Genomic DNA, 18,022 nt, shown 5'->3' with positions numbered 1-18,022 from the left:
ACGTTAGTTTCAGATAGATTAATAAGATGATTATTATGAATAATTCTCTTTATCTCGTCGAAAGGTCATAGACCAAGGAAAGCGTAATGAAAATAAGAAAAATAACTGATTTTATTAAAAGCAACAAAACAGTCGCTATCACCCTTACCGCTACTCTTGTATTGAGTGCCTGTGGTTTGGCTGATTCAGCAAAAAATAATACCAGTAATACGGCTAGCATTGAAAAATCTACTGGGAGTGATTTAAACCTAGCCTATGAGTCTTTTACCCTAAAAAATGGCTTGAAAGTCATTTTACATCAAGATAAGTCAGATCCTATTGTCGCAATATCAACGATTGTGCATGTTGGCTCTAACCGTGAAAAGCCAGGAAGAACTGGTTTTGCTCACTTTTTTGAACACATGTCGTTCAATGACTCGGAGAATGTACCAAAAGGTTCAAATCGTAAGCTCATTCCTGAGCTTGGAGGAAGTCGAAATGGTGGCACATGGAGCGATGGTACTATTTACTATGAAGTGGTGCCAAAAGACGCGTTTGACAAATTGTTGTGGATTGACTCTGACCGTTTAGGTTTTATGATCAATACGGTTGACCAAGGTACGTTAGAGCGTGAAAAACAGGTCGTTAAAAATGAGAAACGTCAACGTGTAGATAATCGACCATACGGGCATACCGGTCATGTCATCAAAAAAGCATTATACCCAGAAGGACATCCTTATAACTGGACAGTTATTGGTGATTTAGCCGATTTACAAGCGGCAACCTTAGACGATGTTCGTGAGTTTTATTCAACATTTTATGTGCCTTCAAATGCAACCATGGTTATTGCTGGTGATTTTGAACTTGAAGAAACGAAAGAGAAAGTAAAACGTTGGTTTGGTGAAATTAAAGCCGGTAAAGCAATGGCTGCAATGTCTCCACAACCGGTGACATTAAAAGAAACTAAAAAACTTTATCATTTAGACAATTTTGCAAAACTTCCTGAGATACGTGTAACATTTCCAACCGTCGAGCAATACCATAAAGACTCTTACGCGTTAGACGCACTTGCTGAAATATTATCGTCAGGTAAACAAGCACCGCTATATAAAACGATTGTTGAAGATAAAAAACTGGCACCGGGTGTTTACGCATGGAATAGTTCAGAAGAAATTGCCGGTACTTTTACCCTTTTGGTACGTGGTAATGTTGGTACTCAGTTAGATGTTATTTACCAAGCGATAGAAGAATCCTTGACCGCTTTTGAAAAAAATGGCTTTACATTACAGCAACTCATTAAGATTAAAGCAGAGCAAGAAACATCGTTTTATTATGAAATTGAAAGCATCTTAGATAAAGCGCAAAAACTGGGTCAATATAATGAATATGCCGGTTCACCTGAATTTATAAAAGCAGATATTGCTAACATTACCGCGGTAAGTATCGCTGATGTTAAACGTGTTTTTCAAACGTACATTAAAAATAAAAACAGTATTATCACCAGTTTTGTACCGAAAGACCAAATTGATCTTATTGTGTCTGGCTCTAAAAAAGCTGATGTGGTTGAAGAAAAAATCGAACAAGGAAAAGAAGAAAAGTTCGCTGAAAATGATGCGATAACGTTTGAAGTAACCCCAACAGTTCATGACAGAAGTGAGCCGGCATTAACCGCATTACCTACACTAAATGTGCCAGATGTGTGGCAAAACGTTCAAAGTAACGGACTAAAAGTCTATGGTATCGAACAAAATGAACTACCCATTGTTAACTTCAGCCTAACGATTCAAGGAGGACAGCAATTAGACCTCGATAATAAGCGAGGTACCGCAGGGTTAATGGCACAATTAATGAACGAAGGAACACTCACTAAAACACCGCAAGAGTTAGAAGAAGCGATTGGTTTATTAGGGGCTAATTTACGTATATCGAGTAATAGGGAATTTGTTACTATTTCAGGTCGCTCATTAGCTAAGAATTTTGATGCGACAGTCGATTTGCTTAGTGAAATGTTGCTAACACCAAGGTGGCAAGAAAGCGAGTTTTCTCGTTTGAAAAGCACACGTTTAACACGTATTAAACAAGCTAAAGGTAATGCGAACACTATTGCAAATAATGTCTTTAATAAACTGCTTTACTCAGAAAAACATGTCGCTGGAAACCCTATAGGAGGTACTGAGCATACGGTTGGGAATATAACGCTTAACGATACAAAACAATATTACCAACATAACATCTCACCAAAAATGGCGAGCTTTCATGTCGTTGGTGCGGTTAACGAAAGCCAAGTCAATAAAGCGTTAACCTCACTGAATAACTGGCAAGGGGATAAGGTTAAATTGCCTAAGCAACCGACGATTACAGAGCGTGACAAACCCCAGTTTTACTTTATCGATGTTGCTGATGCTAAACAATCAGTCATTATGGTTGGTAAGCCCGTTGTCTCTGGTCAAAATGCAGACTTCTATCCTATTCAAGTGGCTAATAATCGTTTAGGTGGTGGTATGAGTGGTCGATTGGCGCAGACGTTACGTATTCAGAAAGGCTACACGTACGGAGCATATTCTTCTATTCGAGGGGCGAGTTATCAGTCACCTTTTATAGCGTCATCGCAAGTGCGAACTAATGTGACTTTAGAATCTCTGGAAATATTTAAATCGCTGATTAGTGAATATAAAAATAGTTTTACAGAAGAAGATCTCGCGGTAACACAGAATATGATTATTAAAGGTAATTCACGTAAGTTTGAAACACTCGATCAGTTACTGGGTATGTTAACTACTATGAGTCAATTTGATTTAGCTGCTAACTATATTGACCAGCAGCAAAATTATGTGACGGGCTTGAAATTAGACAACATCCATAAAAATATTGATCAATACTTTGACGAGCAGTCAATGATTTATTTAGTCGTTGGCGATGCGAAAACTCAATTAGCTCGTATGAAAGACTTTGGTTATGGCGAACCCATCGTGTTAAATACTGATGGTGAACAAATGCATTAATAGCGAGTTAGACATAGTAAGATTTAGATGGGCAGATAACGCATTATTTGCCCAATTAATAATTTTTAATAACCCCTTATTTCAACATTCAACATTCAACTTTAAATATTCCTAACCTTATCGGCATTATCAATGTTTTTATGGAAGGAATTTCTGCTTAGAACCGTCCGAATGCCAACCTAAAACAGGCGCCACAATTTTGCTTATCAATATAATTTAAATCGCCGCCATGCTGAACCATTATTTGCCGAGATAAACTCAAGCCTATGCCTGACCCTTTATTTTTTGTGGTAAAAAACGGCACAAAAATTTGCTCCTTGACGTGGTCTACAATACCCGGACCGGAGTCTTCTATATCTAATAATAATTCTTGGCGGGTACTATTATCGGTTTGATAAAGCGTTAAAGAAATCTCTTTGTGCGCAGACTTTGATAGTGCATCAATAGCATTCTTGATAATATTTATGAGTGCTTGCTCTAGTTGAGCGCTATCTGCCATTAGCAAAGCACTTGACTGAATTGACAAGTTCAGCTTGATATTTTGTTTTTGCATTTCTCCCTTAAATAAACTTAATACGCTTGCCACTAATTCGGCTAAATTAAGCTCAGCTAAGATTGGTTTTGGTAAAGAAGCCATTTTATGAAAACTTTTGATAAAAGCACTCAGGTGCGAAGTTCTGTTGGCCAGCGTGGTCAATGCTTCGGTGAGGTCTTCTTTGTCTTCGCTGTCGATGAATACAAGTTCATCAGGCAATAAATCAACAGCGGTTTGGGCTAATGACGCGAGTGGCGTAATTGAATTGGCGACTTCATGTGTTAACACTCTGGTTAACTGTTTATAAGCTTGTTGTTCTTTGGCAATTAACGCCTGATAGATAGATTGAATACTGACAACTTTTAATGATTTTCCTTGAATTTCACAGCAACTAATATGAACAGAAAGAGTGTCTGAGTGCTCACCATGTTGCCACGAAAGTGTAACTCGCGCACTGGTATGCGTTTGGCTAATTAACTCTCCCAACTTGGCCAATGGGCGAATACTCTTAGTTAAGTGGCCAAGTAATCGTTCACTGGCGGGATTCTTATGCAAGATATTGTCATTGTCATCAACCACTAAAATAGAGATGTCGAGATGAATTAACAGAGCTTGTAAATATTGCGCCTGAACTTCAGCTTCAAGGCGGCTATGTTGTATTTGATCCCGCAGTTGAGTGAGTTTTTCGGATAAGGGGTCTGATTGCGTTAACCCTAAGCTCGGATCATTATTTGCCAGCGCGTTAATCACTTTTATTATTTGATTTTTGCTCTGTTGATGAAAAACCAATACTTTTATCGCGGCAAATAAAGTGGTTATCAGTAAAATGACCACCACAGCAGACAGTCCATATTGTTGATACATAAATTGACTACTGAGCAGCAATAGCGAAAATATGACCAACCAGCTAACTTGTTTTAATCGTTCGTTATTAAAGCTCATACTTGTCTAACCTACGATATAGCGCACCACGCGTTAGCCCTAACGCTTTCGCCGCCTGGCTAACATTGCCTTTAAAATGACTTAAAGCATTGGCAATGGTGAGTTGTTCTACTTGCTCTAAATTGAATATTTCTGGCTTATCATTAGCTATTTTTGGAGTTTGCTTGGTGTTAATAATAGAGCTGATATCAAGACTTTTACCATCCGTTAAAATGACCGCCCGTTCAATGGCATGACATAATTCCCTGACATTACCTGGCCAAGAATAACGACTCAGTCTTTGAATGTCGGAGGCGTTAATCACTAACGCTCGGTTGTATTTATGGCAAAAATGCTTGAGGTAATAACTAATTAACAAGGGAATGTCTTCTTTACGTTCGCGCAATGGCGGCAAACGTATCTCAATGGTATTGACTCGGTAAAGTAAGTCTTGTCTAAAGCGGCCGTTATCGACAGCCTCTAAAAGATTATCGTTGGTGGCACTGATTAACCTAATATCAATAGCAATGGATTTAACGCCACCAACCGGGGTTATTTCTCTGTTTTGTAGCGTGGTTAATAATTTTGCTTGTTGATTTAACGGTAAATTAGCGAGTTCATCAAGAAATATACTGCCGCCTCGGGCGAGTTCAAAGCGACCAATGCGATCAGACTTTGCATCAGTGAACGCGCCTTTTTTATGACCAAAAAGCTCACTTTCAAATAATGTCTCGGTAATTGCGCCCATATCAACATTAATAAAGGTTTTATTGGCTCGCAAACTCGCCTGATGAACAGCTCTAGCGACTAATTCTTTACCGGTACCACTCTCACCAGTGATGAGAATATTTGCATCAGTTTTAGCGGCTTTGTCGATGGTACTAAAGACTTGTTGCATTATTGCGCTTTGGCCGATAAAAGGCTGGCTTTCGCCGTTCATTACCTGACTTAACCCTTGTGTTTGTCTGGTTAGCTGATCAACTTTTTTCTTTGTTTGTGAATGTTGAAATGCCGAAGCCATAGCGGCAAGTAGCTGATCATTTTGCCAAGGTTTAGTAATAAAATCGGAAGCGCCTGCTTTAATAGCATCAACAGCAAGCTTGATATCACCATAGGCGGTCATCATGATCACCACAATACTTGGATTGATCAATAATATGGTTTTTAACCAGTGAAAGCCTTCCTGACCACTCAACGCATCTTGGGTAAAATTCATATCGAGGACAATGACATCAAAATCAAATTGGCCAAGGAGTTCCTCAATTTGGTGCGGATCATCAGCTGTTTTTACTAGGCTATAGTGCTTTTTAAGTAATAAGCGAGCGGAGGTTAAAATGTCGAGATTATCATCTACAACTAAAACACGTCCAGACTGTTTCATGAGGTTTCATTCCGTTAAATAGGCGTTTGTTTAAAAAACTAACGTGGTTAGGCTGCAATTACCCTACCTGACTCCCCTAATAATGAAAAGTAAAACTGTCCATAAATGGACAGCTAGTTGTTCTACTCGTGGACGCTTATTAACGATCTTATATGATTTATTTAGTAAGTAGTTGATATTTATATTTATTAATTGTGGCACGAGACTTGTAGTCATAGTGTTACTTTCGTGAATGATATATACCCAAACCAGCATCTTCAAATAGTTTAGGTATAAACATTCACCGTGAAATATTTATGATAATAGGATGGCAACATGGACCAACAGATTCAACAGCTCAAATATAACAAGTTTGCCAAAATTAGCGTGATGTTGCTTATTGCTTCGATACTTGTAGTTTTCACTTGGATAATAAACGCAAAAAGTGTCGATGGTAAGGTTCAGCATGTCTCGGTAAATACACTAACTTCAGCAAAAGTCTTTTCGGGTGATTTCGCCGACAAACTCAGGTTAAGAGGCAGTATTAGTCCCCAATCAACCATTTACCTTGATGCTATAGCGGGTGGCCGCATTGAAGAAAAATTGGTTGAGCAAGGACAGTATGTTGTTAAAGGCCAGGCCTTAGTGCGTTTGTCGAATGTTTCACTGCAGTTAGATGTAATGAGCCGAGAAGCACAAGTTACCGAGCAGTTAAATTTTTTACGTAATACCCAAATGGCCATGACAACTAATCGACTTAATTTACGTCGAGACTTACTTGAAATTGAGCTGAAAATATCACATCTTAACCGTAAAATTAAACAGTTCGAACCCTTGGTCGAGCAGGGCGTTTTGGCTAAAGATAAACTTGAAAGTCTTGAGTTAGATTTACTTTACTACCAACAACGCCAAAGGTTAACGAGTCAACGACAGCAACAAGAAGAAGAAATACGTCAAGTGCAAGTTGAACAGCTTGAAGAAAGTGCAAAAATGCTTCAAAAAAATCTGATCTTTGCTCGTAGAAACTTAGATAACTTACTGATAAAAGCTCCGGTGTCAGGATATTTAAGTGAATTGAATGTTGAGTTGGGCGAGTCTAAAAGCCGAGGGGCTCGATTGGGACAAATTGATATTCCAAAGCAATTTAAACTGAGGGTAAATGTTGATGAATATTACTTGAACCAAATTACCTTAGCGATGAATGCGCAGTTATTCATAAATGGTGAAAGCCATAATATAAAAGTGACAAAAATAGATAGCCGTGTGAAACAAGCACAATTTAGAATTGAGTTTAACTTACCCGCTAATATCGAGCATATTAAGCGCGGCCAAGGCCTTGAGCTTGATCTAATGCTGAGCAAGGACATAAAAAACTCTTTATTAGTTAAACGTGGTGCTTTTGTTAACAGTACCGGTGGCAACTGGGCCTTTGTGCTAAGTGACGATGGCAGCACAGCACAGCGGCGTTTAATTAAATTAGGTAAAAAAAATCTACATTATTTTCAAATTCTTGAAGGGTTAGTTGCTGGTGAAAGAGTGATCACGTCAAATTATAACGCTTTTAATCAAGCCGATACTATTAAAATTACAGGACAGAAATCATGATAAAATTGATTAACGCATCACAAGTTTTTCGTACACAAGACATTGAAACAACAGCTCTTAATAAAATTAATTTAACCGTAGAACAAGGGGACTTTTTAGCTATTATGGGTCCTTCTGGTTGTGGGAAATCAACTTTGCTCTCAATGTTAGGTATGTTGGACTCGCCAAACAGTGGTGATTATTACTTTGCTGAGCAAAATATTGCTAAATATGGTGAACGTAAACTCTCTAAGTTAAGAAGTTCATCAATTGGTTTTGTTTTCCAAAGTTTTAATTTAATTGACAGTTTAACCGTTTTTGAAAACGTCGAATTACCCTTGCAATATTTGAAAATATCTAAAGCTGAGCGTAAAAAACGTGTTAGCGACATTTTGAAAAAAGTGGCTATTGAACATCGTGCAGATCATTTGCCCCAACAGCTCTCTGGCGGACAACAGCAAAGAGTTGCGGTTGCTAGAGCCTTAGTTATCAAGCCAAAAATAATTCTAGCCGATGAACCGACCGGTAATCTTGACTCAAAAAATGGCGAGGAAGTTATGGCGATGCTGAGAGAGTTAAACGCTGATGGCACTACCGTTATTATGGTTACTCACTCTGAGCATGATGCTAAATATGCCAGTCGAGTAATCCGCCTTTTTGATGGTCAAATTATCGTTGATCAAGCCAGTGATACCGCGCGTGAGGTCCAATATGCTTAAACATTTATTCAGTAGTTCTCTTTTTAGCAATTATATTGTTAGTGCCTTTCGATCGTTAGTACGTCATAAGATGAACCTTGTTTTAACGGTTATTGGTTTATCTATTGGCTTAGCTGCGGCATTGATGATCACGCTTTTTACCCTAAATGAAAATTCTTACGACAATTTTCAACCTGACGCTAGTCGGACTTATCGTGTGGTTATGCATCAAAAACTCAGTGGCAATGAATATCCGATGACATCACCTCATGGCTATCAATTTTTAACCAAAGTGTCTGGTGTTGAAGACGTTTTAAACTTGATTAACGGTAAATTTTTATGGACAGGAAAAGTGAGCATAGGTGCTGACAATTTCAAGTTAGAAAAAATTATTGCTGCCCCGGAAAACTTAACAGATTTCATTGCTATCGATGTATTGCAAGGCGATTTGGCAACGGTTTTAAGTCAGCCCAATAAGATTGCCTTATCGTCTTCTGAAGCGCTGCGTTTATTTGGTAGTGAAAATGCCGTCGGTAAAACATTTTTGTTGCTTGAAAACAACCAGACTATGGAAGTGAGCGCGGTATTTGCAGATTTTAGTGATAATAGTCATTATGCAATGAGTTCAATTGTTTCAGCAAAAGCCTTTATGCATATTAGAGGTAAAATATCATACACATACTTGAAGTTGTCACCGGATGCTGATGTTGACAATATAGCCACGCAGACCACTGAAATATTCAATCGCATTTGGCAAGATGAAAGTAATGAACTTCGCTTTGATTTACAACCGCTGCTAGATATTCATCTTGCTCCTAACTTTACGGTTGATATGAAAATAGGGGGGTCAGAAAAAACGGTGTTGATCAGTATCGCGTTGAGCCTTTTATTATTACTGATCTCAAGCTTTAACTATATTAACATGAGTATTGCTCAGGCTGGTGTTAGGGCAAAAGAAGTCGGGGTTCGTAAAGTCCTTGGCGCCAGTAAGTTGCAACTTATTGTGCAGTTTTTAACTGAGTCTGTTGCTATTGCACTTATTTCAGCTTTATTCGCTTGTGGGCTAGTTGAATTGTTATTGCCCGCTTTCAACCAGTTGGTCGGCCGCGAACTTGTGATTGGAAATTGGTCACAATATCTGTTTGAAATTATTGTTACTACGGTGGCTATTGGGATCGCTTCAGGCTTATATCCCGCGGTATTTATTTCTTCTTTTAGTCTTCATCGAGTGCTCAGTGGTGATTTTGGACGAGGAAAAACCGCTATATTAGTGAGAAAGTCATTAATGATTTTACAAGCTGCGTTATCGGTGAGTTTGATCATTGCCGCGGCTAGTCTATATTTTCAATTACATCACTTACAAAATCTAGAAGTGAATTATGAGAAAAACCAACGTCTTCGAGTTCTTGATGTGCCTGCTGATTTGCTTTTTCCAAAAAGAAATCAGTCATTTTATCAAGCGTTATCTACTATTGACGGTGTTATTTCTTCGACACCTATTGATTTTGATTTAACAAAGTCGACCAATGCCGGTGCATTTGTATCATCAATACCAGGTGTAAATGACTTTAGCCAAGGTATGGGCTTGGGTGGAGTGGGTTTTAATGTCGTACAGGCTTTAGGTCTACAACTGATTGCGGGTCGTGACTTCTCAGCTCAATATCAATCAGACTGGTTTAATGAACAACAAAAAACCGTTGCCATTATTATTCCAGAATCAGTGTTAATGGCGGCAGGGTATAAAACTGCTGAACAAGCTATTGGTCAAATCTGGCACTTTGGTGCAGGTGGACATCAAAATCTTCAAGGAAAAATCGTGGGTGTTGTCAAAGATGTCAAGATTGGCTCAGCTCGAAATATCGCTTATCCGGTATTATTTGTTTGTGGTTTAACTATCCCGAGCACCGGTTCAGTCGTTATTGAAGTGAACGACCAGCATTCGTATAAAATTCAAAAAGATATTATTAATCTCGTTGAGCAACGTTTAAAGTTAAATGCGGTAGAAATTGAGTTAGTGGAGCATAATTATCAACAGCTTTATCAAACTGATAATCAGTTGGTCGATATGGTGGCAATATTTTCTGCCTTGGCTGTGTTTCTAACCTGTGTTGGTATGTTTGGTTTAGCATCATTTAGTGCCCAACAGCGCGGTCAAGAAATTGCTATTCGTAAAGTCTTAGGAGCATCGAGACTTTCTTTAATGACATTATTAACCGGAGAATCTATTGTGCTGATTGGTTTGAGTTTATTGATTGCTTTTCCAGTGTCTTATTACTTTATAAATAACTGGTTGAATAATTTTAATGAGCGGATAAATCAGAGTTTTATTATTTACATTGCAGCAGCGATAGTTGTAGGTCTAGTTACTTGGTTTACTGTGGCTGCGATAGCATTAAGAACCGCCAGTGTGAAACCCTCATCGAGTTTGCGATATGAGTAATTTTATTTACGTAAACGACCGTAATCTGAAGATGGTTCAACAATATTTTAACCATTAATGGTTAGTTTATGCTTTGGTGGCTTTCTATAAAGCTATTTAATCAGTAGCTTATCTCTTTTTATTAAATGGCTAAAGAGCCGGGAGAGTATTATTAAAGAGAAAGGGGGAGCGTGACATCAGGGCATTGCCCGTCAAGCTGGATTAACCGTTCTGTTTCCCCACTTTTTTTAAACTGTGCAATAGCAATATTAATATCTTTCATTACCTGCTTTGCTTGTGGTGACTTTTTACTCACAGCAAAATATAAAGGCTTATAATCTAGGCTGGGTTTCACTGATTCAATTTTGTTGAGTAATCGCTGCTTCTGCTTTGGCGTTAATGGAGAATTATTAATCGTAAAGGTAAACACTTTAGGATCGCCAACAATAAACTCGACACGCTTTGAGGTTAATAACTCAATAAGTTGCCATTCATCAACAGCTTCAACCACCGAAAATACTTTGGCATCCATCATACCATCAAACTCAGGGGTATTTTGATAGCCACGCACAACACCGATTATTCTACCTTTAAGTACCGACAAGCCTTTATCTAAATTAAAATCACTGCCTTTACGCTGTAATAACGCTAAACCGCCACCGGGAAATTTATTAGATAAGCTGAGTAATTCTCGGCGAGTTTTTTGGGGGTAATGATCAGAAGGCGCGGTTTCTTCAATAAAGTATTCAGGAAAAAGTACATCAATTCTTCCTTGCTCTACTAGTTTTACTGCTCTTGCCCATGGATAAAAATTAATATTGACCTGGTAGCCTTTACTGGCGAGTAGTGCGACAGTAAATTGAAATACCCAACCCTTATTACAAAGTGTCTCACCAATGTAAGGAGGCCAATTTAAAGTCGCTAAATGAATGATTTTTTTAGCGTGCCCATTAAAGCGATAGCCTTGCGATGTTTTTTTACCAAAAATGGAAAATTCTTGACCATTAGCGTAATAACTAACAACTAACTTTTCGTCTTGTGCTTTTACTTTAGCTTGTGCAATAGAGTTAATGCTGCAATAAATCAGCAAGATAAGGAGTAAAGCGATACTTTTGATAGCACTCAAACAAGAAGCTAACGCATAGTTAAATACTTTAGCTTTTGCAGTAGAGGTACTTTGATTTTTTTTGTCAAAAAGCAGAATAATATTAGTTAGCTCCATCATATAAGGTTTTCGGATGTTGCCTTTGAGTATAGTTGATAGTTATCATTATTTCATAGTGATTAAAAGTGGATATTGACGAGTGCAAGAAAAAACTTACTGTTATTCTCTTATTAAAGCGGTCAAATTATCTTATAGTTGGTTTTAAGGCAAATTTGATCCTAACAAAGAACGAGCCGACAAAAGACCTTAGTATTCTTAAAAATCCAGATGCCATAATGAAAAATGGTCACTGGTTAATACAAGATGCACTTAATCTACTTCGTGAGCACGCCATTGAGCAACAACGTTGGTGGCCAGAGTTAGGCGTGCTAGTGAGTAACTATTAGTTGCTATTTAACTAAGGTTACGGATTGTAATGTGTATTAGGTTATTGATATATAGTATGTTTTTATCTATTCATTCTCTATTATTCTCTGCTCATTCTTTGAAGTCGAAGTAAAATATCAGTATACATTTAATATTCAATAAAATAATATTGACTGTGTTGAGCCGCGTTTAAAGGTCAAAGCCGTTGAAAATAAACCCTTACAGCATAACTATCAGCAGTTTGGTGGTACAAGATAACTCCCCATCAAAGATGGACATCAATAATATTCTCATTGTAAACAAGATGCCAATTTCAATGATTGATAAACTATATTACTCTTAATTCAAACGAATGTTTGAAGCTTGAGCTCTAAAATAGTACTTGGAATCTCGGCTCAGCTGAACTATCTTCTCTTTACAAAATCTGTTTTTTTTGCTATTTTTACATCACTTTTATGATTGGTAAGACCAATTTACCTATTGGTTTTTGAATGATTTTTAGAATGAGTTTACGTACTTTTTTTAAATTAACCTTCTTTGAGCCAATAAAACTATAGGCTGAGCTGCTAGTTATGACATTGTCAGGTATTCAAAAACCAGTTAAACAAGCAAAGTTGTCAGATGTAATATTACGACAATTAGAGGCTTTGATCCTTGAAGGTAGTTTGCAAGCAGGTGAAAAATTACCACCTGAGCGAGAATTAGCGAAGCAATTTGATGTTTCTCGACCGTCATTGCGTGAAGCGATTCAAAAGCTAGAAGCGAAAGGTTTAGTGAATCGTCGCCAAGGTGGTGGAACATTTGTCAGCGACCAGATTTTGTCAGGATTATCTGATCCGTTATTTGAACTTATGTCGCAAAGTAAAGAGTCACAATTTGATCTATTAGAGTTTCGTCATGGTATTGAGGGTATGTCTTCATATTATGCAGCGATGCGTGGTACTGAGAGTGATTTTGCAGCGATACAAAAAAAACATGATGGTATTGGAAATGCTCAACTAGAAAACGATGTACGTTTAGAAGCGGAAGCGGTTTTTGATTTTTATCTCGCTATCTGTGCAGCGTCACACAATGCAGTAACGTTGCATTTAGCACGCAGTATGTCGAGTTTGTTGATTGACAACATAGAACAAAATTTAACAGTTTTAGCCAAGCGCCCTGATATATTTGCGCAAATGGCTGAATTTAGAAAACGTTTGTTAGACGCCATTATTAGCGGGCAACCACAAAAAGCTTGGGGGGCAAGTCATCGTCACCTCGCTTTTATAGAAGAGGTACTGCTAAAAATGTCACAAGAGAATAGCCGCATGGAAAGATCAATGCGCAGAATGCAACGTAGTGAATATTAACGGCTATTACGTTGAAATCATGTTGCAAAATAAAATTTAGACAATAATCGTTTAACGGTAATCAAAGCATGTAAATATGCAAAAGTTGACTATCTTTAAACACAGAAATTTAACTTTACACTAACTATTGGAGACTAAGTAATTATGTCTGAGCTCCCGAAGATTGATTTAGATTCATTGGAAACCCAAGAGTGGTTGGAATCTATGGATTCTATTCTGGAAAATGAAGGTCCGGATCGCGCACATTTCATTTTAGAAAAACTTATTGACCGCGCTCGTCGCAGTGGTACACATTTACCTTTCGAAGCAAAAACGGCTTATGTAAACACTATTCCTCCGGGACAAGAGCCAAATATGCCCGGCGATCAAACCATTGAAGCGCGTATTCGTGCTGCTATCCGTTGGAACGCTTTAGTATTAGTTTTACGTGCATCTAGAAAAGATTTAGATCTTGGCGGACACATTGGCAGTTTCGCCTCTTCTGCGATGCTTTATGATGTGGGTTTTAATCACTTCTTCAGAGCTGCTTCTGAAAAAGATGGTGGCGATTTTATTTTCGCACAAGGACATATCTCTCCAGGTATTTATGCCCGTGCGTTTATGGAAGGTCGTTTAACTGAATCTCAAATGAATAACTTCCGTCAAGAATGTGATGGTAAAGGGTTATCTTCTTATCCTCATCCTCATTTGATGAAAGACTTTTGGCAATTTCCTACTGTTTCAATGGGCTTAGGTCCATTACAAGCCATTTATACTGCACGTTTCCTTAAATATTTAACCGATCGTGGTATTAAAGACTGTTCAGGACAACGTGTCTATTGTTACTTAGGCGATGGTGAAACAGATGAGCCTGAATCATTAGGGGCTATTGGTTTAGCTTCGCGTGAAGATTTAGATAACTTAACCTTTGTTGTTAACTGTAACTTGCAACGCTTAGATGGCCCAGTTCGTGGTAATGGCAAAATTATTCAAGAACTTGAAGGGACCTTTCGTGGCGCTGGCTGGGAAGTTGTTAAAGTTATTTGGGGTTCATACTGGGATGCCCTTATTGCTCGTGATACTTCAGGTAAACTTTTACAACTTATGGAAGAAACCGTTGATGGTGAATACCAAAACTGTAAAGCCAAGGGGGGTAAATATACGCGGGAAAACTTCTTCAATAAGTACCCTGAAACAGCGGCATTGGTTGCCAATATGTCTGATGAAGATATTTATCGTTTAAACCGAGGTGGGCACGACCCGGTTAAAGTTTATGCGGCTTATAAAAAAGCGATAGAAACTAAAGGTCGTCCAACCGTCATTCTAGCGAAAACAGTGAAAGGTTTTGGTTTAGGTGCTTCAGGCGAAGCATTAAATGTTGCTCATAACGTGAAGAAAATGGATGTTGAATCTATTAAGCTTTACCGTGATCGTTTCAATATGCCCATTAGTGATGATGAAATTGCTGATTTACCTTTCTATCGATTCCCTGAAGAAAGCGAAGAGTTTAAGTACATGAAAGCGCGTCGTGAAGCGTTAGGTGGGTCTTTACCTGCTCGTCGTGTGCAAGCAGATGAAACGTTAGAAATTCCACCTCTTAAAGTCTTTGACGCAATATTGAAAGGCTCAGGTGATCGCGAAGTCTCTTCAACAATGACTTTTGTTCGTGTATTAAATGCGTTATTAAAAGATAAAAAAATAGGGAAACGTATTGTGCCTATTATCCCTGATGAAGCACGTACTTTTGGTATGGAAGGTTTATTCCGCCAAGTTGGCATTTATGCTAATGAAGGACAAAAATACGTTCCACAAGATGCTGACCAAGTTGCTTATTATCGCGAAGATAAAAAAGGTCAGGTTCTACAAGAAGGTATTAATGAATTAGGTGCTATGGCGTCTTGGGTAGCTGCAGGTACGTCTTACTCAACTTGTAATGCGACGACTATCCCATTTTACATTTACTATTCAATGTTCGGTTTCCAGCGCGTAGGCGATTTAGCTTGGGCTGCTGGCGATAGCCAAGCTAAAGGGTTCTTATTAGGTGCTACTGCCGGTCGTACAACCTTGAACGGAGAAGGTTTACAACATCAAGATGGCCATTCACATGTGCAAGCGGGTTTAATTCCGAACTGTGTTACTTACGATCCAACATACGGTTATGAAATATCGGTTATTGTGCGTGAAGGTTTACGTCGCATGTACGAAGAAAATGAAAATATTTTCTTTTACATGACGTTAATGAATGAAAACTACAAACATCCGGCAATGCCTGACAGTAAAGATGTAGAAGAGCAAATTATTAAAGGTATTTACAAGCTTGAAACTGTTCCTGCAAAGAAAGTGGCGAAAAAAGCTAAAGTGAATGTTCAGTTGATGGGCTCAGGCACAATTTTGGAAAAAGTACGTGAAGCGGCGCAAATCTTAAGTGCTGACTACGGCGTTTCAAGTGATGTTTACTCGGTAACTTCATTCAATGAATTAGCCCGAGACGGACAAGATGTCGCGCGTTGGAATATGCTTCACCCAGAGAGTAAACAAAAACAAGCGTACATTTCTAACGTTATTACTAAAGAAAATGGTCCGGCTGTTGCCGCAACTGACTATATTAAAAACTACTCAGAACAAGTACGTGCCTACATAGACACCGAATACCGTTGTTTAGGTACTGATGGCTTTGGTCGTAGTGATAGTCGTGCAAATTTACGTACGCACTTTGAAGTAAATGCAGCTTATGTCGTTGTTGCGGCGTTATTTGAATTAGCTAATCGTGGTGATGTTGAACGTTCAGTGGTTAGCGAAGCGATTAAACGTTTTGATATCGACACTGAAAAACTTAACCCACTTTACGCATAAACAGGAACGGAGAGTTATTATGTCAGATAGTCAAAAAATTCTAGTCCCTGATGTTGGTGGCGATGAAGTTGAAATTATTGAAATTTGTTTTGCTGTTGGTGACGACGTAGAAGCAGATGAAGGGATTATTACCGTTGAAACCGATAAAGCCTCAATGGACATTCCTGCACCATTTTCAGGTAAGTTATCGGCATTATTGGTCAACGTTGGTGACAAAATCAAAGAAGGTGACGTTATTGCTGAAATGACATCATCATCAGCAACTTCTGAAGAAGCGCCAGTTGTGGAAGAAGCTCAAGAAGCAACTCCAGTTGCCGAAGAAGCGAAAGAAACTCCAGCACCAGGAAAAGCGACTGAACCGCCTGTTGACTCTGTTTCTACAGAAAGCGAAATCATTGAAATTACTGTGCCAGATATCGGTGAAGACGGTGAAGTAGAAGTGATTGACGTCTTAGTTAATGTCGGTGATGTGATTGAAATTGAAGATGGCTTGATCACCTTAGAGACAGATAAAGCGACTATGGATGTTCCATCATCACATGCGGGTACGGTTAAAGAAGTATTTGTGAGTGTGGGCGGAAAAGTAAAGCAGGGCTCTATTGTCATTAAGCTTGAAACATCAAGCGGATCGCCTATTGAAGCACCAGCGCCAGCACCTGAAAAAGAGGTTGAAGCGCCAAAAGCTAAACCTGCGCCAGCGGTAGCGGCAGTAAAAGCTGCACCAGTGCCACATCACCCGCAAGCGGGTAAAATGGTTTCTTCGGGAAGTATTTATACTTCGCCATCAATTCGTCGTATTGCGCGTGAATTTGGTGTTGATTTAACGTTAGTTAAAGGAATGGGCAGGAAAGGCCGTATTTTAAAAGAAGACGTACAGTCTTACGTGAAATATGAACTTTCTCGTCCAAAAGCTAATGCGGGTAGCTCAGTTGCTGCTGGCGAAGGTGGTTTACAAGTTGTTAGTGCTAAGGCAATCGATTTCTCTAAGTTTGGTGAAATTGAAACAAAAGCACTTACCCGTATTCAGAAAATATCAGGTCCCTTTTTACATCGCAACTGGGTCACTATTCCACATGTTACTCAATTTGATGAAGCTGATATCACTAATGTTGAAGCGTTCCGTAAAGAACAAAACGTAATTTGTGAAAAGAAAAAGCTTGGTTTTAAAATTACACCTTTAGTTTTTATTTTAAAAGCGGCGGCAGATGCTTTACGTGAATTCCCAACGTTTAACTCAAGCTTGAGTGAAGACGGTGAAAGCTTGATTTTGAAAAAATACATTCACATTGGTGTTGCTGTTGATACGCCAAACGGTTTGGTTGTTCCCGTTGTGCGTGATGTTGATCAAAAAGGGATTCACCAGTTATCTCGTGAGCTTTTAGAAATTAGCATGAAAGCACGTGATGGAAAGTTGAAAGCAACTGATATGCAAGGTGGTTGTTTTACGATTTCTAGCCTTGGTGGTATTGGTGGTACAGCATTTACACCAATTGTTAATGCACCAGAGGTCGCTATTTTAGGTGTTTCTAAATCTGAAATGAAACCTAAGTGGAATGGTAAAGACTTTGAGCCTAAACTTATGTTGCCATTGTCAATGTCTTACGACCATCGTGTTATCGACGGTGCATTAGCAGCGCGCTTTACGGTACACTTAGCAAGTGTAATGTCTGACATTCGCCAATTGATCTTATAATTTATAGGGTAATTGACCATGATGTAAAAAATGAGGATGCCCTAAAGCACCTCATTTTAACTACTTTGGTCAAAGAAGGCGCGATTAAAGATGGTACTTTGGTAGGAGTTTAAGTAAAA

The 18,022-nt window shown here is 38.6% G+C and carries 10 protein-coding genes; 7 read left to right on the top strand and 3 right to left on the bottom strand.

Annotation, left to right across the window (positions count from 1 at the left end; translation table 11 throughout):
- The first annotated feature begins 86 nt into the window (after positions 1-86).
- The gene (locus tag H4J52_RS10210) at positions 87-2,981 is read left to right on the top strand and encodes a pitrilysin family protein (RefSeq protein WP_182179267.1); all 2,895 of its coding nucleotides are present in this window, start codon (positions 87-89) and stop codon (positions 2,979-2,981) included.
- A gap of 157 nt (positions 2,982-3,138) precedes the next feature.
- Here H4J52_RS10210 and H4J52_RS10205 read toward each other — a convergent pair whose 3' ends face one another.
- Positions 3,139-4,458: a PAS domain-containing sensor histidine kinase gene (locus H4J52_RS10205; RefSeq protein WP_182179269.1), complete on the bottom strand. Its 1,320-nt coding sequence runs from the start codon at positions 4,456-4,458 to the stop codon at positions 3,139-3,141.
- Positions 4,448-5,818, bottom strand: coding sequence for a sigma-54 dependent transcriptional regulator (locus tag H4J52_RS10200; protein WP_182179271.1), 1,371 nt, complete (start codon positions 5,816-5,818; stop codon positions 4,448-4,450). Before H4J52_RS10200 ends, H4J52_RS10205 begins: the two co-directional genes overlap by 11 nt.
- A 315-nt stretch (positions 5,819-6,133) precedes the next feature.
- Here H4J52_RS10200 and H4J52_RS10195 point away from each other — a divergent pair, with 315 nt between their 5' ends.
- Genes H4J52_RS10195 through H4J52_RS10185 form a run of 3 tightly spaced genes read left to right on the top strand, consistent with a single transcriptional unit; the run spans position 6,134 to position 10,519 of the window.
- The gene (locus H4J52_RS10195; RefSeq protein WP_182179273.1) at positions 6,134-7,402 is read left to right on the top strand and encodes an efflux RND transporter periplasmic adaptor subunit; all 1,269 of its coding nucleotides are present in this window, start codon (positions 6,134-6,136) and stop codon (positions 7,400-7,402) included.
- The gene (locus H4J52_RS10190) at positions 7,399-8,100 is read left to right on the top strand and encodes an ABC transporter ATP-binding protein (protein ID WP_182179275.1); all 702 of its coding nucleotides are present in this window, start codon (positions 7,399-7,401) and stop codon (positions 8,098-8,100) included. Before H4J52_RS10195 ends, H4J52_RS10190 begins: the two co-directional genes overlap by 4 nt.
- Positions 8,093-10,519, top strand: coding sequence for an ABC transporter permease (locus H4J52_RS10185; RefSeq protein WP_182224602.1), 2,427 nt, complete (start codon positions 8,093-8,095; stop codon positions 10,517-10,519). The genes H4J52_RS10190 and H4J52_RS10185 overlap by 8 nt, the downstream gene beginning before the upstream one ends.
- 151 nt (positions 10,520-10,670) lie before the next feature.
- Here the strand turns inward: H4J52_RS10185 and H4J52_RS10180 are convergent, their stop codons facing one another.
- Entirely contained in the window at positions 10,671-11,723 is a 1,053-nt protein-coding gene (locus tag H4J52_RS10180) for an ABC transporter substrate-binding protein (protein WP_259366711.1), read from the bottom strand.
- Between the two features lie 893 nt (positions 11,724-12,616).
- On the opposite strand from H4J52_RS10180, the gene pdhR reads away from it, so the two are divergent.
- The 3 genes from pdhR to aceF all read left to right on the top strand — a co-directional run bounded on the left by pdhR (position 12,617) and on the right by aceF (position 17,903).
- The gene (gene pdhR, locus H4J52_RS10175; RefSeq protein ID WP_182179587.1) at positions 12,617-13,378 is read left to right on the top strand and encodes a pyruvate dehydrogenase complex transcriptional repressor PdhR; all 762 of its coding nucleotides are present in this window, start codon (positions 12,617-12,619) and stop codon (positions 13,376-13,378) included.
- 144 nt (positions 13,379-13,522) lie between these two features.
- Positions 13,523-16,210 (top strand): pyruvate dehydrogenase (acetyl-transferring), homodimeric type, encoded by a 2,688-nt coding sequence (gene aceE, locus H4J52_RS10170; protein ID WP_182223293.1) that lies wholly within the window; start codon positions 13,523-13,525, stop codon positions 16,208-16,210.
- 19 nt (positions 16,211-16,229) lie between these two features.
- Positions 16,230-17,903: a dihydrolipoyllysine-residue acetyltransferase gene (gene aceF, locus H4J52_RS10165; RefSeq protein WP_182179538.1), complete on the top strand. Its 1,674-nt coding sequence runs from the start codon at positions 16,230-16,232 to the stop codon at positions 17,901-17,903.
- The last annotated feature ends 119 nt before the right edge of the window (positions 17,904-18,022 follow it).

This window comes from Colwellia sp. MB02u-14, from assembly GCF_014076915.1.
Classification (GTDB): domain Bacteria; phylum Pseudomonadota; class Gammaproteobacteria; order Enterobacterales; family Alteromonadaceae; genus Colwellia_A.
Note: the sequence above shows the minus strand (reverse complement) of the source record. Positions and strands in the feature narration are given on the sequence as shown.